Source organism: Nocardia salmonicida NBRC 13393, assembly GCF_001613085.1.
Taxonomy (GTDB): domain Bacteria; phylum Actinomycetota; class Actinomycetes; order Mycobacteriales; family Mycobacteriaceae; genus Nocardia; species Nocardia salmonicida.
Genome location: NZ_BDBR01000022.1, coordinates 1 through 24,022, shown reverse-complemented (window position 1 = coordinate 24,022; position 24,022 = coordinate 1). Strand labels below are relative to the sequence as shown.

20 protein-coding genes are annotated in these 24,022 nt (G+C 66.1%); 13 read left to right on the top strand and 7 right to left on the bottom strand.

The genetic code is table 11. From position 1 onward, the window contains the following. Positions 1–33: 33 nt before the first annotated feature. From NS1_RS21450 to NS1_RS21420, 7 genes are read left to right on the top strand one after another with little or no spacing between them, the layout of a single operon-like run. Positions 34–999 (top strand): dienelactone hydrolase family protein, encoded by a 966-nt coding sequence (locus NS1_RS21450; RefSeq protein WP_062987122.1) that lies wholly within the window; start codon positions 34–36, stop codon positions 997–999. Next, positions 993–2,114, top strand: coding sequence for an aromatic ring-hydroxylating dioxygenase subunit alpha (locus tag NS1_RS21445; protein ID WP_062987121.1), 1,122 nt, complete (start codon positions 993–995; stop codon positions 2,112–2,114). Before NS1_RS21450 ends, NS1_RS21445 begins: the two co-directional genes overlap by 7 nt. Further along, positions 2,111–2,800 (top strand): hypothetical protein, encoded by a 690-nt coding sequence (locus NS1_RS21440; protein WP_062987119.1) that lies wholly within the window; start codon positions 2,111–2,113, stop codon positions 2,798–2,800. Before NS1_RS21445 ends, NS1_RS21440 begins: the two co-directional genes overlap by 4 nt. Then, positions 2,797–3,714 (top strand): hypothetical protein, encoded by a 918-nt coding sequence (locus NS1_RS21435; RefSeq protein ID WP_062987117.1) that lies wholly within the window; start codon positions 2,797–2,799, stop codon positions 3,712–3,714. The genes NS1_RS21440 and NS1_RS21435 overlap by 4 nt, the downstream gene beginning before the upstream one ends. Further along, entirely contained in the window at positions 3,711–4,499 is a 789-nt protein-coding gene (locus NS1_RS21430; RefSeq protein WP_062987115.1) for an SDR family NAD(P)-dependent oxidoreductase, read from the top strand. Before NS1_RS21435 ends, NS1_RS21430 begins: the two co-directional genes overlap by 4 nt. Continuing rightward, positions 4,496–5,137, top strand: a complete 642-nt coding sequence (locus NS1_RS21425) for a hypothetical protein (RefSeq protein WP_062987114.1) — start codon at positions 4,496–4,498, stop codon at positions 5,135–5,137. The genes NS1_RS21430 and NS1_RS21425 overlap by 4 nt, the downstream gene beginning before the upstream one ends. A gap of 3 nt (positions 5,138–5,140) precedes the next feature. Then, positions 5,141–5,884, top strand: coding sequence for a maleate cis-trans isomerase family protein (locus NS1_RS21420; protein WP_062987112.1), 744 nt, complete (start codon positions 5,141–5,143; stop codon positions 5,882–5,884). On the opposite strand, the gene NS1_RS21415 is transcribed toward NS1_RS21420, so the two are convergent. Both NS1_RS21415 and NS1_RS21410 read right to left on the bottom strand, forming a co-directional pair. Then, positions 5,838–6,530 (bottom strand): hypothetical protein, encoded by a 693-nt coding sequence (locus NS1_RS21415; RefSeq protein ID WP_062987111.1) that lies wholly within the window; start codon positions 6,528–6,530, stop codon positions 5,838–5,840. The genes NS1_RS21420 and NS1_RS21415 overlap by 47 nt on opposite strands. A 32-nt stretch (positions 6,531–6,562) precedes the next feature. After that, on the bottom strand, positions 6,563–7,381 hold the full coding sequence (locus NS1_RS21410) for an HpcH/HpaI aldolase/citrate lyase family protein (RefSeq protein ID WP_062987109.1): 819 nt from the start codon (positions 7,379–7,381) through the stop codon (positions 6,563–6,565). A gap of 212 nt (positions 7,382–7,593) precedes the next feature. Here NS1_RS21410 and NS1_RS21405 point away from each other — a divergent pair, with 212 nt between their 5' ends. Then, positions 7,594–8,577 carry an alpha/beta fold hydrolase gene (locus tag NS1_RS21405; protein WP_062987107.1) on the top strand — a complete coding sequence of 328 codons (984 nt, stop codon included), beginning with the start codon at positions 7,594–7,596 and terminating at the stop codon, positions 8,575–8,577. A 965-nt stretch (positions 8,578–9,542) separates the two neighbouring features. On the opposite strand, the gene NS1_RS21400 is transcribed toward NS1_RS21405, so the two are convergent. From NS1_RS21400 to NS1_RS39215, 3 genes are all read right to left on the bottom strand, one after another. After that, entirely contained in the window at positions 9,543–12,329 is a 2,787-nt protein-coding gene (locus NS1_RS21400; RefSeq protein WP_062987105.1) for a cation-translocating P-type ATPase, read from the bottom strand. A 1,505-nt stretch (positions 12,330–13,834) separates the two neighbouring features. Further along, positions 13,835–14,236 (bottom strand): DUF1003 domain-containing protein, encoded by a 402-nt coding sequence (locus NS1_RS21395; protein WP_062987103.1) that lies wholly within the window; start codon positions 14,234–14,236, stop codon positions 13,835–13,837. A 374-nt stretch (positions 14,237–14,610) separates the two neighbouring features. Then, positions 14,611–15,558: a tyrosine-type recombinase/integrase gene (locus NS1_RS39215; RefSeq protein WP_373864357.1), complete on the bottom strand. Its 948-nt coding sequence runs from the start codon at positions 15,556–15,558 to the stop codon at positions 14,611–14,613. 243 nt (positions 15,559–15,801) lie between these two features. Between NS1_RS39215 and NS1_RS21385 the strand changes: the two genes are divergently transcribed. Beyond that, positions 15,802–16,155: an aminotransferase class I/II-fold pyridoxal phosphate-dependent enzyme gene (locus tag NS1_RS21385; protein WP_062987101.1), complete on the top strand. Its 354-nt coding sequence runs from the start codon at positions 15,802–15,804 to the stop codon at positions 16,153–16,155. 88 nt (positions 16,156–16,243) lie between these two features. Here the strand turns inward: NS1_RS21385 and NS1_RS21380 are convergent, their stop codons facing one another. Next, complete coding sequence (locus NS1_RS21380) at positions 16,244–16,576, bottom strand: hypothetical protein (protein ID WP_176580390.1); 333 nt, start codon at positions 16,574–16,576, stop codon at positions 16,244–16,246. Between the two features lie 540 nt (positions 16,577–17,116). Here NS1_RS21380 and NS1_RS21370 point away from each other — a divergent pair. The 4 genes from NS1_RS21370 to NS1_RS21355 all read left to right on the top strand — a co-directional run bounded on the left by NS1_RS21370 (position 17,117) and on the right by NS1_RS21355 (position 21,626). After that, positions 17,117–18,553: a carboxylesterase family protein gene (locus tag NS1_RS21370; RefSeq protein WP_062987097.1), complete on the top strand. Its 1,437-nt coding sequence runs from the start codon at positions 17,117–17,119 to the stop codon at positions 18,551–18,553. Between the two features lie 73 nt (positions 18,554–18,626). Further along, entirely contained in the window at positions 18,627–19,358 is a 732-nt protein-coding gene (locus tag NS1_RS38625) for an MmcQ/YjbR family DNA-binding protein (RefSeq protein WP_063816221.1), read from the top strand. Positions 19,359–19,494: 136 nt separating this feature from the next. Further along, complete coding sequence (locus NS1_RS21360) at positions 19,495–20,487, top strand: alcohol dehydrogenase catalytic domain-containing protein (protein WP_218019960.1); 993 nt, start codon at positions 19,495–19,497, stop codon at positions 20,485–20,487. Positions 20,488–20,621: 134 nt separating this feature from the next. Next, complete coding sequence (locus tag NS1_RS21355; protein ID WP_084503893.1) at positions 20,622–21,626, top strand: helix-turn-helix domain-containing protein; 1,005 nt, start codon at positions 20,622–20,624, stop codon at positions 21,624–21,626. A 1,823-nt stretch (positions 21,627–23,449) separates the two neighbouring features. Here NS1_RS21355 and NS1_RS21350 read toward each other — a convergent pair. Further along, positions 23,450–24,022 (bottom strand): NAD(P)-dependent oxidoreductase (locus NS1_RS21350; protein ID WP_218019959.1); only part of this gene is annotated, 573 nt, incomplete at its 5' end.

The following is a 24,022-nucleotide window of genomic DNA, read 5'->3' as shown; positions in this document are numbered from 1 at the left end:
GATCCGCCCACACCACGTCGACGAGGTGCCCGCGTGAGACTTGTTCGCTCACTCTGGTGGTCGGCTCGCACCACGGGAACCGCACCGTTCGATACCGCCCATCTGAAGGTCTACTACCCCGCGATCGCCACCGGTGACGATGCCGAACGTCTGACCGGCGTCTTCGCACCCGATCCCGCGGCGGTGCCGTATCCGGTGGTCGTGTTCGTGTCCGGTGTCAATGTCGGCCAGGACTCCTACCGCCGATTCGCCACCTCGATCGCCGACAGCGGTTTCGTCGTCGTGACTTTCGACCGGGTGGCCGAATTGTTCGGCGGTCAGCGCGGTCTGACGTGCGGCGTCGACCTGGCCGCCGCCCGCCCTGATACCTACGGCACCCGCCCGACCTGCCCGACCATCGGCGCGGTCATCGACGCCCTCGCCGAGTTGAACGCGCAGGGCCCGCTGCGCGGGGCACTCGACCTGAACCGGATCGCGCTGGGCGGACACTCGGCGGGCGGCACCGTGGTCCTGCAGTCGGCACGCTTCTTCGATTCCGTCGCGGCGGTGTTCGCGTGGGGCGCGCACACCATGGTGGCGACCATGCTCGGCTGGCCCGCGGGCACCGTGCTGCCCGCGCAGGTCGAGTGCCCTGTCCTGCTCGGCGTCGGCACCAATGACGGCGTCATCGCAGGCAGTGCCGACCGCTACGGCGAGGACGGCGAGACCCGCCCCGATCCGGTGGCCCGCACCTTCCACGAGGCGCTGCCACCAGGCGAGCACCTGCTGGCCGTCATCGAAGGGGCCAATCATTTCGGCATCGCCGACGCCGATCCGACCGCCGCTCGCGCCTTCCTCGACGGCGGCGACGACGCGGATGCGCTGACCCCGTTCGCGCGCCTGACCTCCGCGTTCTTGCGCGCCCACCTGTGCGACTCGGGCACAGCACGAACCGAGCTCGCCGAGTTCGTCGCCGCGGATGTTCTGCGGCCCCACCTACCGGAGCGAGAACAATGCTGAAGAACTTCTGGTACGCACTGGAATTCGCCGACAAGGTCGGCCGCACGCCGAAGAAGGTGACCTGTCTCGGCCAGGACTTCGTGCTGTACCGCACCACAGCCGGGTCGGTGGCGTGCCTGTCGGACCTGTGCGTGCACCGCGGTGGCGCCCTGTCGATGGGGACCGTCACCGACGACTGCATCGCCTGTCCGTACCACGGCTGGCAGTACAACGCCGACGGCGCCTGCGTGCGGATCCCGGCCAATGCCGAGGATCGGATCATCCCGAAGAAGGCCCGCGTCGACGCCTACCCCACCCAGGAGCGCTACGGCATGGTGTGGGCCTTTCTCGGCGATCTGCCCGAGGATCAACGCCCGCCTATTCCGGAGATCCCGGTGCACGATGATCCGAGTTTCCGGGTCGTGCAGTTCGAGATGGAGGTCGAGGCGAACTACGAGCGGACCTTCGAGAATGTCGTCGACGCCTCGCACACGCCCTTCGTGCACGGCACCAGGTTCGGCAATCCGGACAAGCCCGAGATTCCGAGTTTTTCCATTCGCCAGGATGATTGGTCCGCGGAGGCCGATATCCAGCTCAGCCCGCCGCCGCCCGGCGGGCTGTGGGGGCTGCTGTTCCGCAACAAGCCACGCCCCGAATTCGTGACGGTCACCAACGGCTGGTACCTGCCCAACGTGGTGAAACTGCACATCAGGCTGCCCATCGGCGATCTGCTGCTCTACGACTTCAATATCCCGCTGTCGCAGGACCGCACCCTGATCAAGATCCTCGGCTACCGGAACTTCTTCACCGGTAAATGGGCCGACGCCGACACCCGCAGAAGAATCAAAGCGATCCTGCTGCAGGACAAACCGATTGTCGAGGGACAGCGCCCGGAGTTGCTGCCGTTCGACCTCGCCGACGAATTGCATGTCCGCAGCGACGCGCTGCAAATCGCCTACCGGCGCAGGCGCACCCAGCTGATCAAGGACGGCTGGTGGCTGGGCGAGGACGACACCATCACCGGCGACGGACCGCGCCGAACCGCCACCGTCATCGCCTCACCGGCCCGCCGCGACAACCCCGAACTCGCCCAAGCCTGGGTGCACAAAGCCCGCAACGGAGGAACACCGCGATGAGCCTGCCCGCCGCACTCAGCGAACGCACCTTGCGGACACTGAGCACCGCACTCGAACTCGCTGTCGCCGAGGATATTCCGCTGGTCAGCGCGATGTCGCCGGAACCGGTCGGCAGGCTGCGGGTATTGCACGGCGACCGGATCGACAAGCTCGTCGCCGTCGATCTGGTGGTCCCCGCGATCCACCTCGACAGCCATATGCTCTTCGTCTTCACCCCTGCCGACTCCGCGGTCCCACATTTCACGCTGGACTCGGTGCACGGCGGCGAGTACTACGCCATGCACCTCGATCTCGTTCCGCGTGCCGATCTGGCGGTGAACCTCACCTATCTCGATGCCGCGTTCCTGCCGCTGACCCCGCTACTGGAGGCGGCCTGGCAGCTCGACGGTGTGTCGGCGGCGGCGGTCGGTCCGCGGCAGCGGGCGATGATGTCGCCGTGGATGGTCGTCTGTCGAGCCACCGAAACCGCCTTCCGCGCGCTCGACACCACCGTCGACGACTATCTGCGGCATTGGCTCTCCTTGGTGGACAAGGGAGTTCCGGCAGTGGACGCCGATACGGCCGTCCGCGACCGCGTGAACCGGGCGAATCTGTTCAGCCCGGAAGTGGATCCCGTCTGGGCGCAGGTGGCCCGACTGCTCGGTGACGATCAGACCGCGTGCGTGCGTGCGGAGCTGCTCGCATGACCGCCGCCGAAGCGCCGAGCCAGTGGCAGCAGCGCATCGCGGGTGAATGGATCGGCAGGCCGTCGCTGTTCGCCGCCGACGGTGTCTGGCGCGGTTTCGAAGACATCCGCCGCTCATCGGTCTTCGCCGACGGAACGACGACCTACTTCATGGACGGCGGTCTCACCGGCGGCGGCGAACTCGCAGGCCGGTTCGCGCTCGGTGCGCCGTTCGCCTTCGGCGTCGTCGACTCCGACAGCGATCGCCTCTACACCGGCCCCGACTTCTACGGTGCCGGTCGACCGTATGGCAGCTTCGTCGACGCGCACTACTACGGGCCGGGTTGGCAGGTAAGTTTGAACACCTGGAACCTGACACTCGGTGACACCCAGGTGTACTCCTCGGTGCTGTACCAGGGACCGGCCATGGTCGGGGTGTTCAACGGGGTCTACACCCGCGATCCGGCGCTCGCCGACGAACTGATCGAGCACGAAACACGCTGCGGAGCTACCCCTTTCGTGCTGCCGACCAAAGACGCTTGCCACTACGTCGGCGACTGCGAGCTGTGGGGCGCCGACCAGCGACGCCACGGCACCGTACGCATCACCGTCGAGGTGACGCCGTCGAGCCTGTTGACCGCCGAGCACCACGTCACCTGGAGCGGCGCGATCGACCGCGAATACCAGGCGACGGTGCGCCGTGACGGCGTCCGCTCGTTCCACGAGGGGCCCGGCGCCTGGGGCAACGCGACGTCGTACGGCCGGGCCAACTACCCGGTGTTGCACTTCCCCGACGGCGCCAAACTCAACGGACGGGAGTTCATGATGGACGCGGAACCTGGCATGGGCGCGGGCGCCGAGCTCGCCGTGGTCTACGAACTGTTCGAGCACAACAGCCTCAGCGCTGTCCTGCACGGGGTACTGGTGCGCGCATGAGCGGGCCCACGACCAGCACCGTCGTGGTGACCGGCGGCACCCGCGGCATCGGACTCGGCATCGCCCGCGCGCTGCTGCGACGCGGCCATCGAGTCGCGGTGTGCGGCACCGATACCGAGCGGATCGACGCGCTGCGCGCGGAACTTCCCGAAACCGAACTGCTGGTGGTGCCCGCCGATGTCACCGACCGCGAGCAGCTGCAGGCGCTCTGGGACGCGACGGTGGCCCGCTTCGGGGGCGTCGACGTCTGGATCAACAATGCCGGCATCTCGCACACCCGCACACCCGTGTGGGAGCTGCCCGCCGCCGATGCCGCGAAGGTCGTCTCGACCAACCTGCTCGGCGCGATCAACGGCTCCGCCGTCGCGATCGCGGGAATGGCGGCGGCGGGCGGCGGACACGTCTGGAATATGGAGGGCCTCGGCAGCGACGGTCGCACGGTGCCCGGACTGTCGGTCTACGGCGCCAGCAAACGGGGACTGACCTACCTGACCAAGGCCTTGGTGAAGGAGGTCCCCGCCGGAGTCTCCGTCGGCCTGCTCAGCCCGGGCATGGTAGTCACCGACCTGCTGACCCACGGCTATGCCGATCCCGAGGAACTGGCCAAGGCGCGCAAGATATTCAACATCCTCGCCGACCGCGTCGAGACCGTGACGCCCTGGCTGGCCGAGCGCGCCCTCACCCACCGACGCAACGGCGCCCACGTCCGCTGGCTCACCACACCGAAGGTGATCGGCCGCTTCGCCACCGCCGGCTTCCGACGACGCGATCTGTTCGCCGAATGAGCACGGCTGCCATCGACTACCCGATCTCGCTGGCGATCGAGGATTTCGCGCCGGTGCTGTTCACCACCGCGGGCGTACTGCTGCTGCGCCGAGTGCTCGGCGGCGGACCGGCACCGGTAGCGGCCGCGGTGTTCATCGGCGCGGGCGGCCTCGCCAAGGCCGGTGCGAAACTGATCGCCGCGGCCGACGGGCCCGACCTGCCGTGGCTGAGCGAGATGCTGTTTCCGTTGCTGACGCTGGGATTCGGCCTGCTGTGCACGGCCGCGGCCCGCACCAAAACGGGAACTTCGCCGCGCTGGCTCCGGTACTTGACCGTCGGGCTCATCGCGGCCTGTGGTCTCGGTGCCCTGCTGGCCCGCGATTCGATCCCGATGCTGGTCAGCACCACGGTGTTCGCGACCATCACCGGAATCTACTTGATCGGCATCGCCCGTGATCGCGGCGACACCGTGGCCGCGGGCCTGTTCGGCGTGCAGCTGCTGAGCTTCTATGTCCTCGGTCCGCTCGCCTCCCGCCCGGACCAGACGGTGACGTTGCAGTGGATCGAGCAGTTGTGCAACACCGCGGCCCAAGCCGCGTTCCTGGCCGCCGCCTGGCGGCTGGCGGCCTCCGAGAAAGCCGTAGCAACCGGGAGTTAAGCAATGCCTGACGTACTGGGCTGGCGACGCAAGTTCGGCGTACTCGCCCCCTCGACGAATACCGTGGTCGAACCGGATTTCGGGCGCATGAGCGTGCCAGGGGTCACCGCGCATTTCGGCCGCATCCACATCCGCGACCAGAACATGAGCGACGACGCGGGCATGTCCCATCTGCTCGAACAGATCCGCGCCGAAATGGACGAGACCTGTGCGCGGATCATGACCTGCGAACCGGACTACATGGTGATGGGGATGTCGGCCGAAACCTTCTGGGGCGGCGTCGAAGGCAACCGCAAATTCATCCAGCAGATCCACGAGGCGACCGGACTGGAGGTCGCCACCGGCGCCGAGGCATGCCGCCGGGCGCTGACGCTCAACGGCGCGAAGCGAATCGGCGTCGTCACGCCCTATCAGCCGATCGGCGACGACAACGTGGTCCGGTTCTTCGGCGAACTCGGCTTCGACGTCGCCGCGATCACCGGGCTGCGCTGCCCCACCGCGGTATCGATCGCCCATGTCACCGAAGACACGCTGCGCGATGCTCTCGCGGAGGTGGACGGCGACGATATCGATGCGCTCGTCCAGTGCGGCACGAACCTGTCCATGGTGAGGCTGGCCGATGAGGCCGAACGCTGGCTGGGTAAACCGGTGATCGCCATCAATGCCGCGACCTGGTGGATGGCACTGCGCGACAACGGCATCAACGACCGGATCGAGGGTGCGGGTTCGCTGCTGCGGGAGCACTGAATTCTCGCCGCAGCCACAGACCGGTGCTCACCAATCCGGCGGCGAGTACCAGCTCGCCCGCATTGCCGAGCACCGGCACCACCGGCGTCGCGCCTGCGACCAGGGTCATCGTCGCGGCCGCGACCGCCAACACCGAATAGCGGCGTCGACGCCACAGCACCAGCCCGGCCGCGAGCACGACCAGCGCCGCGATGATCGCGGGCAACGCGCCGAGAACCGAGCCGCCGGTGTACCCGTAACGCAGCGTCCCGGCCCACCACTTCGGCTCCAGCACTAGCCCGAGGACGCCGTGCCAGATCCCGATCGCGATCAGCGCCGCGGTCAGTAGCATCGCGCCGACCCGGACAGCAGTCCGCCGCGCCGCGGGCACGCCCGCGTGGTCGACCGCGGCACGGGCCCACAGCACCAGCAGCGGTGTGAGCACCGCGTGCAAGGCGAAGCGCGGCCAGCTCAACGTTTCGAGCAGTCGCCCGACCCCCACTGTGCTCCCCATGGCGATGACGGAGTTGTCGTAGGCCAGCGCCACGCACAACACCGTCGGGAGAACCAGCATCCGGCCGCCACCGGCACGAATCCCGGACAGACCGAGCCACGCGAGGGCGAGGTGGCCGAGGGCGAGCAGGCCGAACAGGGCCGAAACGATCACGCGAGAACTCCCCGATTATTCGGCATGCCGTGTCAATCCTCCAGTAGGCGTCGCGCTTGCCGGATCACGGCCGCGTCGACCATTTTGCCGCCCTCATCGAGCAGGACGCCACCGGCGGCGGATTCGAATCGGCCCACGAGTACGCGGGCCCGCTCCAGGTCGGCCGCGGCGGGGGTGAACACCTCGTTGACCACGGGTAGCTGCGCGGGATGGATGCAGGCGCGCCCGCGGAATCCCATCCGCGCCAACGCTTTCGTCCGCTCACGCAACCGGTCCAGATCGCGGAAATCGGTGTCGACGGGCCCCAGCGGCGGCGCGATACCCGCCGCCGCGCTGGCGAGGACCACGTGGGTGCGGATGGCCAGCAGTTCGCGTTCGTCGGAACTGGTTTCGATCCCCAGATCGGCGCGCAGATCCGCCTCCCCGAGTTGCAGCCGCCATACCCGAGGGGCGGTGGCGATCGTCTCGGCATCGAGCACGGCGGCAGCGCTCTCCAACAGCGGACACACCCGAATCGCGCCGGCGCGCGGTTCGCACTCCCGCAACACCTCGTCCGCCGCCCGAACCTGTTCCGCTGATTCAGTTTTCGCCAGGCACACTGCGGAAACGGCGGGCAGTGCCACCGCCCGCAAGTCGTCCCGGCACAGCGAACCGGAGTTCACCCGCACCCAGATCCGTTGTCCGGCATCGGCGACCGTGCGCAGCCAAGCGGAGACCTCGGCTCGCGCCGTCTCCTTCTGCCGCAGCGGGACGGCATCTTCCAGATCGAGGAGCACGACGTCGGCGGGACCGGCCAGCGCCTTGTCGAACAGTTCCGGTCGATTGCCGGGGACATACAGCGCCGATCTCACCCGCTCACCGTACCTCTCGACTTCCGTAACAGCGTTTCACCTATCGAAACGTATCGCGCCCACATCGGCGTCGTCCAGCCCCGATTCGCAACCGCACGTCGCCAGGCCACCACTTGACATCCACACCCCCGTGGGAGCTAATAAACTATCGCAGTTAAGAAACGTCATTTCGCACAGCGAAACAGGCGTTCGGCGTCGTTGTTGGAGTCATCATGAGTTCTCGAGGTTCGGCCCTGGCCGCCGCAAGCGCCGCCATCATCGCCGCCTGCACCCTTGCCATCACCGCACCGACCGCCGGAGCGGACGCGTCGCGACTCCCCGGGACGATCGATATCCGCTGCGCCGCAACCACTCTGCAGCAGAGCGCGGACTGGTACCTGCCGACCGGAACCCCCAGGGGCATGGTCTGGATCCAGCACGGCTTCGCCCGCACCAACAGCAATGTCGCACAGCTGGCGACCGCCTTCGCCGACAGCGGCTATCTGGTCTTCGCGCCCGCACTGCCGTTCATGGATCTCGCCGGATGCACGCTGCAGAATCTCGGCGACAACACCGGATTCCTCGACAACGTCGCGACCCTGTTCAGTACCGCCACCGACCCCGACGGCGCACTCGCGCGCAGCCTCGCGGCCGCGGCCGCACGCGCGGGCCTGGTCGCCCCACAACTGCCCGGCAACTTTGTATTCGTCGGACACTCCGCCGGTGCCGAGGCGGTCACGTTCGCCGCACATCGCCTCCATGTCGCACACCCGGAGACGTTCGCGCACCTGCGTGGTCTGGTGTTGCTGGATCCGGTGAAATCCTTTCTCGGCGACAACAGCGACCGCGCACTCGCCGACCTCGACCCCACCGACCTCCCCATCCTGACGATCGCCGCGGCACCGTCGCTGTGCAACAACCTCGGCAGCGGCACAACGGCAGTCCGGCACCAGCTTCATCGACCGTTCCTCGGCATCAGCGTGAGCGACGGCATGCACACCGATGCCGAGGGCACCAGTTCGGATTCACTGGGAACGCTGCTGTGCGGCACCCCGAGCATCGCGAACACGACGATGCTCCGCACACTCGCACTCGGCTGGACCGGCGACTTCCTCGCAGGCACCGAGACCGCCGCCTATTACCCCGCCACCACCGAAGCGGCAGCCACCCCCACCGTCCCAGCAGCGCCGACCGCGACGATCCTGCGAGGAAAGTGATCGGGAACCGCCACTCATCTGCGGTCGAGTGCGCGCCCTTGACGAATCCGTAGCGCATGATGTGAATCACATCTGCGCGCAGGCCGTCGACCCCGCGAATCAACAAACCGCGATCATTTGGCATGAAGTCGGCACGAAAAAAGCAGGTCAGCATCGTAAACAATGCTGACCTGCCTTTCGGTGGTCCCAGCTGGTTTCGAACCGGCAGATGCCAGGAGACCGAAACCCGCTCCCACCTCGAACAACCGGCATCTACCAGGAACTTTGCCTGCCATCGCGATCGCGCAGATGTACGCACCGATAGGCAACATTGGGCTGCGCTATTGCACGTATATTGCACGGCGAACGGCGCCAACCGGAAACACGTAGAGATTCCCACACGTAGAAGCCTTCATATCACTAATGGATGACTCCTCCGGGTGCCCTCCTTCAACTCGCCCGCCACCACTGGGCAGGGAAGAGTCGAGCCAGGGGCATCAGAGCCCAGGCGAAATTGCGCGTTACCGCACCCATCCCCGCCCCGACGCCGGTCGAAGTGCCACATTGCACCCGCTTACCGTGAGGGACATGGTGAGAGCAGATGACATGGGCGGACTAGTACGTCTACCGCGCGGCGACCCGGCGGCGTTCGGAGGGGACTCGAGGCCGCGTCGGTGTTGATGGAAATCCGTCCTTTCGCTGGGTCTGTCGGGGACTCCGGCAGATCGGAATACATCAGTCACCTCTGCCGCTGATTAGCGGCGTCTTCGGCTCGGCAGGGCCTGCTGGTCGCAGGTACTCGGTGATCTACATCGCCGACAAAAAGGACTCCCATTGGGCGAGTTGGCTGCCGTTCTGCCGGTATCGAACCACGATCGTCCGGTACCGGCAGGCAGTCCCACGCCTGATCAGGCCACTCGCCGCAGGTTCTGTGTCTTTTCGATGGCGAGGGCCGCATCCTGCCGACGAGCCGATCCCTCGGCCGATCAGTCGGCCGATCCGCTGACTGTGCGCCCAAAGGGTTCGTGGCCGGTGTGACGGCGCAGCGCCCAGCGGCGCACTTCGTCGGCTCCCCAGACGATCACCGGATAGGGGGCGACGAAGGCAAGCATGTCGGGGGACAGCGCCGCGGTACCGAGGACGGCTTGCAGCGGTGGCAGATAGATGATGGCCGCGGCGAGAGTGAGTTCGAAGGCGATGCCCCACAGCAGCAGGGGGTTGGACAGCACGCCGATCGATCGCAGGGACGCTCGCTCGGTGCGGGCAGCGAAGGCCGTGCCGATCTGCCCGGCGACGAGTCCGAGGAAGGTCATGGTGGTCGCCTGCTGGTAGGCATGATGCAGCGGCTCGCCGGGACCGGTGGGGTCACCGGGCTGCCACCCAGCACGCACAAGCACATAGAAGAACCCAGCCATGGCCAGTACCGCGCAAATAACACCGACGAACAGCCAGGCGCGCAGCAGCATAGGGCGGCTGATCACCGATTCGGCACGCGAGCGCGGCGGCTTGCTCATGATGCCCGGTTCGGACGGTTCGCGACCGAGTGCCAGCGCGGGCAGAGTCTCGGTCCCGACGTCGAAGGCCAGCAACTGCAGCACAGTCAGTGGTAGGGGGATCGCGCCGCCGGACAGCGCGAACACCAAGAAGGGTGTGATCTCCGGGGTAGCGTGGGCAAAGATGTAGAAGATGAACTTGCGGATGTTGTCATAGACCCGCCGACCGGCCCGCACCGCGACGATGATCGTGGCAAAGTTGTCGTCGGTGAGCACCATGGTGGCGGCTTCCCGGGCTACGTCGGTACCGCTGCGGCCCATGGCGATCCCGACATCGGCGCGGCGCAGGGCGGGTGCGTCGTTGACGCCGTCTCCGGTCATGGCCACGACGTGCCCGATCTCGCGCAGCGCATCGGCGATGCGGAGTTTCGCTTCCGGCGAGGAGCGAGCGAAGATCAGATCGGTATGGCCGTCGAGAAGTGTGTCGAGGTCGTCCTCGCTCATCCGATCCAGTTGACTGCCGGTGACGACGGTGGGTTCGGTGCCGGTGATCCCGACTTGTGCCGCCACGGCGGCGGCCGTGAGGCCATGATCGCCAGTGATGATGATGATGCGGATGCCGGCAGTGTGACAGGCGGTGACCGCGGCGGCCACCTCGGGTCGCGGTGGATCGAGCATCGCGACCAGACCCAGCAAAGTCAGTTCCCGCTCGGATTGGTCGCTGTTCTGAGGCGGGGTTGCGGAGTCGTCGATGCCGCGTTCGGCGACCGCCAGCACACGCAACCCGCGCCGGGCCAGACCTTCGACCTGGTCGGCTAGTGCATGCCTGCGCGCCGCTGTGAGTGGCTGCCGGGCGCCGTCGGCGTCGAGTTCGCTGCTACAGCGAGGCAAGAGCGATTCCGGCGCGCCTTTGGCGTGCACGCGCACCCGGCCGCCGCTGTCTTGGTCCAGAGTCGACATCCGTTTGCGGGCAGAGTCGAAATGGAACTGGCGTAAACGCCGCCATCCGAGCGCCTCCGATTCCCCTGGGACACCGAGGGAGGCGGCAGCGGCGAGCATCGCGATCTCGGTCGGGTCACCGACCGCGTCGTCCTCGCCGGAGCCGGGGTGTGCGTTGTTGCATGCGGTCATCGCTATTGCCAGTCGAGTGAGTATCGTGTCCGATCTCGGCTGGTCGATGGTGAGATCAACGATTCCGGCGCTGGTAGCGGCCACCGTGCACCGCATACGATTCTCGGTGAGTGTGCCGGTCTTATCGGTACAGATCACATCTGTAGCCCCGAGGGTCTCCACCGCACTCAGCCGTTTGACCACCGCGCCACGACGTGCCAATTCCCGAACCCCCATCGCGAGCGCCAAGGTGATGACCGGCAACAAGCCTTCGGGGACGTTGCCGACCAACAGTCCGACGGCGAAAACAACCGCGTTGAGAAACGAAAGCCCGGCGGCCAAGGTCGCGAGCGGAATGAACGCCACACCGAGCAGGACCGACACCAACGCGATCAACCAGGCCACTCGCCGGACCTGATGTTCGAGCGGGCTCTCTTCTCGCTCCACCCGCTCCGACAAGGCCGCGATTCGGCCGAGTTCGGTCTGCATACCGGTGGCAAACACGACAGCACGGGCTTCGCCCCCGGTACAGACCGTGCCGCTGAACACCAGGTCCCTCGCGTGCAGCAGCGGCACCTGCTGGTCGACTAGATCCGCCCCGCGGAACACCGGCATCGATTCCCCGGTCAGCGCTGAGGCATCAACCTCGATTCCACCATCAAGCAAGCGAGCGTCCGCCGAGATCCGATCGCCCTCGCTGATGAACAGCACATCGCCGGGCACTAGTTGCGCTACATCGACATCACAGACCGAACCGTCACGCAGCACTGATGCACGCATCGGCAGATAGGCCGCCAGCGCCTCCACGGCCTTCTCCGCTTGCTGCTCCTGCACAAACGCGAACGCCGCGTTGATCACAATCACCACCACGATCGCGATCGCGATCGGCACGATACCGACCGCCCACGCCAGACCCGTCGCCGCCCACAACAGCAACGCCAGCGGATGAGTGAACTGCCGAATCAGCTCTCGCGGCCACTGTCGACGACCTCGTCGGTGCAGTTGGTTCGGCCCGACGTGCTCCAATCGCCGACGCGCGTCCCGCCCGGTCAGGCCTGATCGCGCGCTCCGCAGGTCACGCAACAGCAGGTCGACTTGCTCGGTCGGGTCCAACCGAATACCGGTCTCGGCCTCGGCCCCCACAGCGCCATTGCCGACATTGTCAGACATCCGAACACCTCGCTGTCATCGCTTCAAACGACACCGCCACCCGATGTGACATGGCCTCGCGTGCGGAATCTTCTGTTCTGCACGACCGGGATCACCGCCGCCGAGCGGCGGGTACAGGCGTTGTTCAGGCCCGAGGATCGTGTCCGAACACAATGTCCCGGTCGCTATCGCGCCGATCCGGCCGCGCGGTCTCCACCCACACGACGGCGGACGTATACACCGACCAACACAATGCCGACGCGGCGCCGAGACCGACAGCAATGAGCGAAACCACCACTTCAACCGTATGCATCGGCCGCTCCCTTCTGCTCCTAGTGCAGCTGATGCGCTCGGCCCGCGACCAGTACCAAAGGTCACACAACGCGACGCCCTCGGACTCCTAGGCCGAAATGGTGTCCCTGCTCGCGTCGTCCTCGCGGCGACTCCCGACACCTGTCGCCGCACGAGCCAGGCTCAGACTCGACGAGGAAGCACGCATGGCCGAAGTCAAGCCGAGCCGCTGCCAACCTCGGCGCTGCGGACTGCGCTCATGATCAGGTTCGCCGCCGCGCCGGCTGACCTCGTCCCACCAAGCCTGCAACGGGCGCGGATCCGGCCAGCGCACCTGCGGCGGGCGCGCCTCGGAGGTTTCGACAGTACGGTCGGTGGGCCGGTGGTTGCGATCGCTTTACATGGGCTGCTGACCTCGATTGCACGAAATTGCGGCGGCCAGGTCGAAGATCACAGGCGACATCGGACATCGACGATGCCGGCGATCGGTCCCGAGAGCCGCAGCAACACCCAGGGCCGCACGCGCCCTAGTTGCTGTCAGCGTGCATCTGTGGCCGCGCCCTGAGCCAGAGTCAGAGGATCTCTGTCAGTGGGCCATTCGGCGTTCAGCTCGGCGATCGAGCGGAGAAGTTGCCCACGGTACCTGGGCCAGCACCACCGACGGTGCCGTCTGACGAAGCTTTGCGCGAGTGCGCGTCGAGTTCTGTCGCCGACGTCATGCACGAATCTGCGCGAACGTGGACCACCTGCCGCGAACAGCCGGCCCGTGAGGTGGACGTTCGATCGGTTCGAGGACGCGTACTCGGCCACGTGAGACCTCTGTCGGGCCAGACGGTGACGAAAGCCCTTCATCAGGCGCATGCTCGATGACCAGCTCAGACGGGAAAAGGCAAGCCCGGGAGGGCAATCGGGGACGACTACTGACTCCAGCGCGACCGGCTCAACCCCGCACACCGGCACTTCGGACAAGCCTCATCCCGGACTCACCACCAACCAGAATAGCCCCGACCTGCAACCCACGCCTTGACACGAGAGGGGAGCCAGATGCGGACGTTCGTGACCGAGTGCCCAGCGGCAGATGCGGACGTTCGGCGCGATCAAGGTAAGCCGGGGCTGTTGCGGTCGTCTCCTTGGCTGGGATCGCTCCCAGGTCCGTGGGTCTCGAGTGTGGCTTGCTCGCGGCATATCGTGTGTTCGATCGTTACCAGCCACTGGCGAGAGTGTGGCGCGAATCCTCAATCCCGATCCGCGTCCTGCACGAGCCTGCGGTGGAGTTCAGTGGTCATCGCGTGGATGGCACGGGTCAGTTCGGTGTTCGTCTTGAGTTCGAGTTCCTGCTCGATGAAGTCGTGATCCGCCTTGGCGCGCTGGAAATCCGCCTGCCGGTTCTGTCCGATCATGACGAAGGTCGACAGGAAGATTGCCTCCAGGGAGACGACCAGGGTCAGCGTGGGCCACGGGCTGGTCTCGGCGAACAGCATCCAGAGCAGAAAAGCGACCGCATGGAGGTAAACGAACATCATGGAGCCGGCGAACTTGGTGATCGTATCGGCGATGCGCAACTGGAGGTCGCCCGCGCGGCTGGACTGGTGGGCGATGACAACGGGATGGTGCTGCGGAACTCCGCGGTTACTCATCGAAACATGCCTGCTTTCTCGACGGGCCATCGCTGCTCCGGAGGTGCGCTGGCGGGACTCCAGAAATCATGGCAGGACTCCGGCGATCGAGGAGGCCAACCGAAACCATCTCGGGCGCACGCAATTGAGTAAGGGCCCGCTCGGGCCGCCGCCCCGGATGTGGTGCCGGCCGCCCGGTCTGGCGTTGAGCCCGTAGAGCTGACCGATCGACATCACCGCGGCAATATAGAGCTTTGAAGCTGGAGCCCGGTCGAGCCGCGATTGCCGACCGGGGGTGCCGGTCACACGTTGAGCCGCACTGGCGACACGTGACAGGCACGTGCTCCATGGTCGATGCCGCGCCTCCGCAGCTGGCCAACCTGCACCACAGATTCTCACCGTCCTGCCCCCGCGAGACGCCGCCGAGGTGTTCGCCACCTACGTCCGTGATGACTCGGTGCTGTTCGAGCGCAACCCATTCCGGTTCCGGCCCTCGGTGCTGCGCCAATGGCGCGACCGGTGGCTGGCACCGGGTGCCTTGATGGACATCGACTGGTCTGTGCCATGCGCACATCGGCATGAGCGTGCGTTCGGGCGACGCCGGGATGGGCATGGTCAGTGAGTTCAGAGAAGCAGCTGTGCTCGTGCTGGCAACTCGTGCCGTATGCCCGGCCGCATTCGCCGAGCGCGACCTTCCGACGCTCGAAATGGCCGAGGAACTCATCCCATTCGGCATCGGTCGGTATGCGATATTCCTCGCTCGGGCGCAAGGTGCGGCGGCGCGCGATGAAGGCTCGATGTCCGTTGATCGCCTCCTCTGGATAGACGGCCTTGTAGCCCATAGTGGTGTTGATGTCCTTGTGACCCAAGAGCATCTGAGCGATGTGGGGTGGCATCCCGTTGAGGATGGCCTCGGTGGTGAAGATTCTTCGCAGGTCGTGCGGGACGAAGTAGAGCCGTTGGCCGTCGGCGTCGAGCAGGTCGGTGTCTTCGAGGATCTCCCTGACTGCGCGGCGGATCGCTTCGACCGAGATCGGCGATGCTTCGATGCCGCCGTAGACCCACTGAAACAGTAGAGGAGTTGGTGCGCTCCAAACCTTTTCAGACGTGTCATAAAGCGGAACGAGAGGAACGATTCCGTCGGGCTGCCGGATCCTCGCGATGATGGTGGACAAGACATCGGCGAGTTCGGGATCGATCACCAGCAGGCGTTCGACGTCGGTCTTGGATGGTGCGATGTGCAGCAGAGGTGTGACCTCGCCGGTCTCGGGGAGCTGATATTGGACGATGCTGTGGTGGCTGGTTTCGAGCATCTCCTCGATCCGGGTGCCGGTGTGACGCAACAACTCGACTGTTGCCCATGCCCAGAACGCGCGATGCTCGTCGGTGCGGAGGTTTCGGGGGCGACCGGTCGAGTCGATGACGATCGTCTTCCGATGCAGGATGACTGTCCGCGTCACTTTCTTCGGCTGGAAAGTCTCCCCGAGGGCGGTGAATGGTTGCCCTGGTCCGCCAACAGCAACCCGTACAGGTGGCGAAGCGAGTGAAAGCCCATCTGCTGGTGCATCTTTCCGTCGGGCCCTCACGTGGGCCGTGGAAAGCTGATCGAACGAATCCGCCACCAGCAGTTGCCCTTCGGCACCCCCACCGCGTCCGTCGCCGCAGTGCGCGCCGCCTACGCGGCAGGCAAGGAACTTCGCGACCGCGTCGACCGCATCAACGGCGAACGCGATCTCCTGCGAATGACCCTGCTGGCCTGCGGAATCGATGTCCCCCGCAGTCACGCGAACTTCCTCTACCTGCCCGGACCCGGAGTAGCCACCGCCCTGCGCCGCGCCGGCATCAAAGCAAAGGCCTACCCCGACGGTAGCGCCCGCATCGCGGTCGGCGACCCCGTCGCAGGCCGGGCAGTCCACGCCGCCCTCGTCGACCTGTGGTAGTCAGTTCGACAACGGAACCCGACCCGGTGCGCACCGGGTCAGCACGACCGGGACCCGGACCCTCCACCAGGTCCCGGTCATTCGCGGCTCAACACCCACCACCGCCACCACAACCGCTCCCGCCACCGCAGCTTCCCCCACTGCCACCGTCACCGCTACCGCCGTCACCGGTCCCGGCGAACCAGGCACCGGCACTACCTGCGGCAAGCCATCCCGACCTGCGCGCCGTGCCGCCTGCGCCCCGCTTCGGCCGCAGCACCATCCTGGTGACGCCCATGATGAAGAACACCAGCGAGCCGAACAGGATCGCCGCCGTGAACATCCACCCGTATGCCGCGGAGATCAGCCCGACAACCAGCAGTACCAGCGCCCCGACAAGGTACTCCCTGCTCCCCCGCAGGTCAGAACGTGTAGCAGCCATCGGAAACCTCCTGCGAATGTCGAACTCGTGGTGCGACCGGGCACGTTCAGGCCGACCGTAACCGCTGGTCCTTGCAATTCGCTTTCAGCCGGCCGGCACCGATAGCGCGCCTGCCCGCCACCTCCGCTCCTCGCCCCGACGCGGCAACCAGCCCTCATTCCCCGCCGCCGAACCCCGGTCCGTAGGTCTGGTTCAGCGAGTCCGCGTCGTCGATTCCGCGTCGACCAGCCCTACCGCCGGTGTCGATCCGCAGACGCTGGTATCTCGACCTGCTGCGCGAGCACGAACGGATCAGCGCGCCGATAAGTTGGTCACCTCCGACCGTATGGCCGGCAAGCATGGCGTACCCGTGCTGTCCATCCGGTCCACGACCGCGTCCACCGCAAGTAGCTCCGCCCACGTGTCATCTGATGACCATCAACTGACCTCTGAATGCCGGTTGATTCGCCGGATCTACGCGAATGATGGGAAGGCGTCACCGCAGCAATCAGTCAGCGACACGATGTGCGAAATACCCGAATCCCGTCGGAAGGACACGCCATGCCCGCTAGCGCACCCAAGGCCCCGACCGCACCAGGTGTGCGGTCGTGGTGGGGCATCCCCTACGCCACGGCCGAGCGGTTCCGCCGCCCGGTGCTCGCGGATTTCGATCCCGACCGGCCCTATGACCGCAAAGGCGTCGCACCGGTCCAGCCCGATAGCGGCGACTGGCTCGAAGCCGACAGCGGCACCGGCGAGGACTGCCTGAACCTGAACGTATGGGCTCCCGAGCACCCGGCCGGGCAGGCGCTGCCGGTGACCGTGTACATCTTCGGCGGCGGGTTCGAGTTCGGCGCCAACACCCAGATCACTTCGAACGCTTCGGGTCTCGCCGCGTCGGAACGTGTGGTGAGCGTGTCGATCAACTATCGGCTCGGCGCCCTGGGAGCAGTCTCGCTCTCGCAGTACGGGGGCCGACTGGCCGAGGCCAGCAACCTGTGCCTGCAAGACGTCATCGCCGCGCTGACCTGGATCAGGCAGAATATCGCCCACTTCGGCGGCGACCCGGACAATGTCACCGTCTACGGCCACAGCGCCGGGGCGTATTCCACCTTCGGACTGCTCGGTGCCGCCGCCGCGAACGGCCTGTACCGGCGACTGGCCGGATTCTCCGCCGGGCCTACTCGGCTCCAGCCGGCGTGGTGGGCCGAGGAACTCGCGCACCGGTTCGTCACCGAACTCGGTGTCGCGAGCAATCCGAACAAGCTGTTCGACTTCGATACAACCGCCCTGGTGGCAGCTTTGCACAAGGTCACCCCGACCGATCTCGGCGAACGCGGCGGGATGGATTGCAAGAGCCTCGGCGTCGTCCTGGATACCGAACAACCCGGCGCCGTTCTGCACGCCCACCCGATGGACGTCCTCGCCTCGGGCGCGCATCGCGACGCCGACATCCTGCTGAGCATGGCCACCGACGACATGGGCTGGTGGGTGGCCAACGACCTCGATCGATTCGACCCACACACCGTCGACTGTGTGATCGACGAAGTGGCGGGCTGGCGTGTTCCCCGCTCCCGCGCGAAGAAACTCGTCGATGCCTACGATCTGGGCGGCCGCACTCCAGCCGAGGTCCGTGCCGCGTTCTTGTCCGATTACATCTTCGGGCTTTCCGCCGCCCGCGGCGCTGCGGCTCACGCCGCGGCGGGCGGTAACGCCCACCTGCTCATCATCGGGCCCGCCGAGGGCGCACCCGCCGTGCACGGCACCGAGATGTATGCCCTGGTCGGCCAGGAAAAGCCGGGCCGCAGCCCCGAGCAAGCCGACCGTGACACCCGCATCCGCGACCTCGTGCTCGACTTCGCCACCGGCGAGCAGACCCGTCTGTGGCCTGCGGTCGTGGACCGGCCCGTCTCGGGAGGCGTCGGCAACCTTCCCTACGACCCCAGCGCCCATTACCGGGAGGTTCTGGATCTGTTCGACCACATCGACCGTCCCTGACCGCCTGCAGCTCTCGCTACAGGTACAGACGTTAGGTCCGCCCTTCAAGGCTGTTGGCCGGAAAGGAGCTTCGATGCGTGCTCAGCAGTTGTTCGCAGTCGCCGAGAAAACCGCGGCCCGGTTACCAGGAGCGGTGGTGGAAAAGCCCTTCGGCCCGGACTGGCGGGTGTACAAGGTCGGCGGCAAGGTCTTCATGCTGGTGACCGAGGTGCGGGGCGAACCGATGGTGATCGTCAAGGCCGATCCCGACGACGCGATCGCGTTGCATACCCAATATTCGGAGATCACGCCCGGATATCACATGAACAAGCGGCACTGGATCACGGCGACCGCCGGTGACGGGATCTCCGCACCCCTGGTCCGGGACCTGGTCACCGACTCCCATCACCTTGTCGTGTCGGGCCTGCCCGCCGCTCGGTCGCAGCGCGGCGGGCTGACAGGCCAGCGGCTACAGGCAGCGGCTCGCCAGGCGGCGGAGTCCCTGCCCGCAGTCAGCCACGGACACCCCTTCGTGGACAAGCTCGATGTGTACAAGACCGGCGGCAAGGTGTTCCTCATCGTCACCGACGACCCCGAGGAGCAGATCATCACGGTCAAAGCCGCACCGGCGCGAGGGATGTCGCTGCGCGCACAGTTCCCCTCGATGACCGTGGGCCGCTACCTGGACAAAAAGCACTGGATGTCCCTCGGAGCTGGACGCGGAGTCACCACGGAGTTGGTGACCGAGCTAGTGCTCGATTCCTACGACCTGGTCCGCCCCACTATGGCGGGTCGGCGACGCAAGAAGGCACCGGCCACTACCTGACCACTGACGGCAAGACAGCGACGGCGGCACGAAAACCAAAGCAGCACAAACGATCACGAAACGCGGCCCGCCAACGATGAGCTGCCCGGCCACTGCACTCGACGTCGGCATTACCACTAGCGAGAGGAAGTAAGCCATGACCGAGACAATGCGCGCGATCAAGCTCGCCGGACCCGGCGGCCTCGACATCCTCATACCCTCCGAAGTGCCCAAACCCGAGCCGCGGCCCGGCTGGGTGCGTATCCGCATCAAGGCCTTCGGCGTCAACGAGTCCGAAGTGACCAGCAGGAAAGGCGAATCGAGCCCGGACTTCACCTTCCCGCGCATCCTCGGCATCGAAGCCGTCGGCATCGTCGACGCTGCCGACCCCGACAGCGATCTGAAGCCGGGGCAGAAAGTCGCCACGATGATGGGCGGCATGGGCCGCTCGTTCGACGGCAACTACGCCGAATACACCCTCGTCCCCGCTGCGCAGGTCATCCCCTTCGACACCGACCTGCCCTGGGAGATCGTCGGCGCACTACCGGAGATGTTCCAAACCGCCTACGGTTCGCTGACCACCGGCCTGGACCTGCGCGCCGGACAGACCCTGCTCATCCGCGGCGGAACCTCCACGGTCGCCCTGTCCGCCGCAACCCTCGCCAAGGACATGGGCGCCACGGTGCTGTCCACCACCCGCAACCCGAACCGGATCGACTGGCTGCGCGAACGCGGAATCGACCACCCTCTCGTCGACGACGGCCAGATCGCCGACGCCGTCCGCGCGATCGTCCCCGACGGTGTCGACGCCGCACTCGAACTGGCCGGAATGGCAACCCTTCCCGACACGCTCGCCGCGGTCCGCATCCACGGCACCGGCTGCTTCGCCGGCGCACTCAGCGGCGACTGGGCCACCGAGAACTTCAGCCCTCTCGGATTCATCCCGATCGGAGTCCGCCTGACCTGCTACGGCGGCGAAGCCAGCGATCTGCCCGCCGAGGTGTTCGCCCGCCAACTCGACGCCATCGCCGCCGGACGCCTCACACCCACCCTCGCCCGCGCCTACCACGGACTCGAACAAGTACGGCAAGCGCACGGCGACCTCGAAGCCGGCACCAGCCCCGGTAAACACGTCGTCGTACTCGACTAGGCCGGGCGGTATGGGGCCCGGAGACCAGGACACGACCTACGCAGGTTCGCACGGATCCGGACGACACACCGTGCGGTCGCGACGGCAGGTCCGACCCGCCCCTCGAAATCTGGGCGGTAGTGTGCGGACACGTGATGGTCGACAAGCGACACTCCAGGGCGGGGCGACGTGGTGGCGGAGCGGGCGAGGTGCCGCTGTACCGCTTCCAGCCCCCGGTCGGCACGCCGTACGGCCTCGAGGTGAACACCATCGAGAACTTCTTCGCCCACCACGACGACTGGCCCTGGAACCCGCCGCTGCCCGGCCGTGCGACCTTCCACTACCTCATCCTGGTCACCGAAGGCGCACTACGACACGACGTCGACCACATCACCCGAACCATCACCCCCGGCCAATGGCTCTGGGTGCGACCAGGCCACGTACAGTGCTGGCACCCGCCCGGTGCCACCCGCGGCCCCTTCATCCTGTTCGAGCCCGACGTCCTCAGGCCCGACACGGCCCGACTGCTGGCACCGCTGCTCGCACACAAGGCCCCAGCCGTGTTGAGCCCGCACCCCAAGGACACCGCCTGGCTGGAGCAGACCGCACTCCAACTCCTCGATGAACACCGCGCCCTCGGACGTCGGCCCCTCGATCTGCATCACGCCCTGCGGCGAAGCCTGCTCGAAACACTGCTCCTGCGTCTGACCAACGCCTCCGACATCACACCCACGACCACAGCGACAATCGACACCCGTCGCAGCGACACCTACGGGCGGTTCGTGAACGCCCTGGAGCTACACTTCCGCGAAATGCATCAAGCCACGGACTACGCCGAATTGCTCGGCTGTTCGGTGCGCACCCTCAGCCGTGCGGCCCACGACGCCACCGGCAAAAAGGCGCGCGAGCTCATCGACGAGCGTCGGCTCCTCGAAGCCCGTCGTCTCCTGGGAACCGCCCGCTGGGACACCCGAACCGTGGCCGCTCATCTCGGCTTCACCGATCCCGCCAACTTCGGCCGCTTCTTCCGCGGACACACCGACCTCACCCCCACCGCCTTCGCCGCCCGCGAAGCAGCACCCACTCCAGCCGCGATTCCCCCGAAATCCGCCACACCACAGGCGACCACGGACCGGTCCTCGCCACGCACGAGGGGATAAAACGATACCGCCGCCCGCTTGGGGACCAGATCGGGCAAGCGCTCGGCCTCACCGGTCAAGCCGTCGACAAGGGGGCACGCGCCCACCGCCTTCCGATAACTCCGCTGACGCCCGAGCGCCTCACGGGACTGCTCGATGAAGGCCGACGGCTGGGCGACGAACTACGCGGTCGCCGCAGGGCCACTGAACACCACTTCGAAAACGCTGAAGGCGACTTCGAAACGAACAAGACAGCCCGATCCACAGGCTATCGGTGACACAGCATCGCCACCCCCGCAGTTCCGCGCCTGAGTGAACGTCTGCGCGAATAGGAAGGGCTCAGCTGCGGTTCCGGTTTGGGTACCTCCCGTCCAGCCGCAAGCCGCGAACGGTTCTAACCGCTCACCGGTGTACTCACCTGGCCACCGGTAAAAGGGGGTTGTCGGCGGTCAGGCGGCCGATCGACCCCCGCCTGCGCATCAGATCCGCAGATCCCGCTGTCCGGTCGGGTCTCCCAGCCGCGCAATGCCGACGCCCAGAGCTCGTGACGGGCCTCGACGGAAGCGGATGCGGCGCCGGGACCATGGCTTGCGCATCAACACAACGAAGGTATGTAACTTATATCACATACCGAATGGTTCGTATCGCCAACCGAACTCCGCAAAATCGCAGGTTCACAGACAGCGCTTCTGCACGTATATCGCACGAAAATGGCTGGCTGACATGGAACCCACCGCTGACCAGCCACCATATGTGGTCCCAGCTGGTTTCAAGCCAGCAGACCCAGAAAGACCTGCGACCAGCACGTTGAGTCGGCGTGCCGACGCTCGATGGAGGGTTCCGAGAAGCAGATCCGGATAGCAATCGAAGACATCAACGCCGCGATGTGGCCAAACCACCGGAATACGTTGGGATACAACGTATTCCGTCACGTGATCGCGCTGATATGCGCCAGTTCGTCGGCTGAAGTTGCCGAACATGATGCACCGCACGGAGCGGGCAGACGAGGGCGATTGTGACGGGCACCACGCCTCAGCGGGCTTGTCGAGCACGTTCGGTTACCCTGCCCGTCAGCGTCGAAGCCCCGGACACTTAACGCTATTGCACGTATATTGCACGACCATCACCAAAAAGGCCCTGACCTGTATTTTCTGGTGGTCCCAGCTGGTTTCGAACCGGCAGACACCAGGAGACCGAAACCCGCTCCTACCTCGAAAAATCGGCATCTAACTGGAACTTTGCCTGTTATCGCGATCGCGCAGATGTACGCACTGATAGGCAACATTGGGCTGCGCTATTGCACGTATATTGCACGCCGACGAGCCCGGCCAACCCCAAGCCCAGATTGACCGAGCATATGAGATTGATAGCTATATGGAATCACCTTCGAGCGGTCGCCTTCCAAGCTCAGCGACTGCACGTTGGAACGCAACTACATAGGGCAGGGATCCCGGCAACAGAGCCACGGAAGATGCCGTCCCGTCCTGTCGCACCGACACCACCCTGATCGCCTCGACGCTGCAGTCCCTATGAGGTCGCCGCAGTACACGGGAGCACCTCCCGCTCGGCGAGGTCCGCTCGGCGCTGAGGGCTCATCCCCACTCGCGCGGGGAGCACACGCCCACGACTGTAGAGCCAGCCAAGCCCTTCTTGCCGACCTCGAACAAACCTCAGTCCTGAGCATAGGTCCCCGACCGCCACAATCTATGGGCACTCCGCCAAACCCATAGCGGACCCTAATGGCTCCAGCTCATACCCGACCCGCCACCCGGATCACGAGTGCAGCAGTCGTGGCGCCGCCAGTGCCGACCTCGGGCCCTCGGTAGCGCAAATCATTGCACTGCTTAACCTGTCGTTGCTCGCGTATACGCGTGGCTCGTGGAATGCCTTGGGAGCTGGAACGAAACGCCGACGGACGGGTTGTCACCGTCGAAAACGTGTCGCGGCGTACACGGCCCTCGAGAAAGTCGTCGAGCGATGAACCGCACGATCGTCCAGTCCAGGCCGGAGCCCATGATCAGGTCGGACATACCGGTGACCTCGTCGTAGGCGCGGCGCATGAAAGTGCTGGGTATGAAACCGATCATCCGTGTGACCGGGGTGGGCTTTTCCTGCGGGTCCAGCACCGACTGCGTCGCGTGGCCGACATAGCGGTGCACACCGCGGCTCTTCATCGCGTCGAGAATGTTGGCGGTACCCTCGATCAACGGCAGCCCAATAGCTTTGCGGTCCAAGCTTGGGCCCAGCGCGCTGACCACAGCGTCGGCCCCGGTGATCGCGGTATCGAGCGCGGCATCGTCCGACATCTGCCCCGTCACGACCCGCACCTGATCACCCCAACGGCCGGGGATCTTGGCCGGATCGAGGCGTAGACGGTGACGGTGTGCCCGGCCGCGAGCAGACGGTCGACGGACACC

What these genes read in the sequence shown, in the direction of transcription:
- NS1_RS21435 (WP_062987117.1), top strand. Translation starts at nt 2,797, where the DNA reads ATGACCGCCGCCGAAGCGCCGAGCCAGTGGCAGCAGCGCATCGCGGGT.
- NS1_RS21395 (WP_062987103.1), bottom strand. Translation starts at nt 14,236, where the DNA reads ATGAGTAACCGCGGAGTTCCGCAGCACCATCCCGTTGTCATCGCCCAC.
- NS1_RS21430 (WP_062987115.1), top strand. Translation starts at nt 3,711, where the DNA reads ATGAGCGGGCCCACGACCAGCACCGTCGTGGTGACCGGCGGCACCCGC.
- NS1_RS21400 (WP_062987105.1), bottom strand. Translation starts at nt 12,329, where the DNA reads ATGTCTGACAATGTCGGCAATGGCGCTGTGGGGGCCGAGGCCGAGACC.
- NS1_RS21355 (WP_084503893.1), top strand. Translation starts at nt 20,622, where the DNA reads ATGGTCGACAAGCGACACTCCAGGGCGGGGCGACGTGGTGGCGGAGCG.
- NS1_RS21420 (WP_062987112.1), top strand. Translation starts at nt 5,141, where the DNA reads ATGCCTGACGTACTGGGCTGGCGACGCAAGTTCGGCGTACTCGCCCCC.
- NS1_RS21360 (WP_218019960.1), top strand. Translation starts at nt 19,495, where the DNA reads ATGACCGAGACAATGCGCGCGATCAAGCTCGCCGGACCCGGCGGCCTC.
- NS1_RS21425 (WP_062987114.1), top strand. Translation starts at nt 4,496, where the DNA reads ATGAGCACGGCTGCCATCGACTACCCGATCTCGCTGGCGATCGAGGAT.
- NS1_RS21370 (WP_062987097.1), top strand. Translation starts at nt 17,117, where the DNA reads ATGCCCGCTAGCGCACCCAAGGCCCCGACCGCACCAGGTGTGCGGTCG.
- NS1_RS38625 (WP_063816221.1), top strand. Translation starts at nt 18,627, where the DNA reads ATGCGTGCTCAGCAGTTGTTCGCAGTCGCCGAGAAAACCGCGGCCCGG.
- NS1_RS21380 (WP_176580390.1), bottom strand. Translation starts at nt 16,576, where the DNA reads ATGGCTGCTACACGTTCTGACCTGCGGGGGAGCAGGGAGTACCTTGTC.
- NS1_RS21440 (WP_062987119.1), top strand. Translation starts at nt 2,111, where the DNA reads ATGAGCCTGCCCGCCGCACTCAGCGAACGCACCTTGCGGACACTGAGC.
- NS1_RS21445 (WP_062987121.1), top strand. Translation starts at nt 993, where the DNA reads ATGCTGAAGAACTTCTGGTACGCACTGGAATTCGCCGACAAGGTCGGC.
- NS1_RS21405 (WP_062987107.1), top strand. Translation starts at nt 7,594, where the DNA reads ATGAGTTCTCGAGGTTCGGCCCTGGCCGCCGCAAGCGCCGCCATCATC.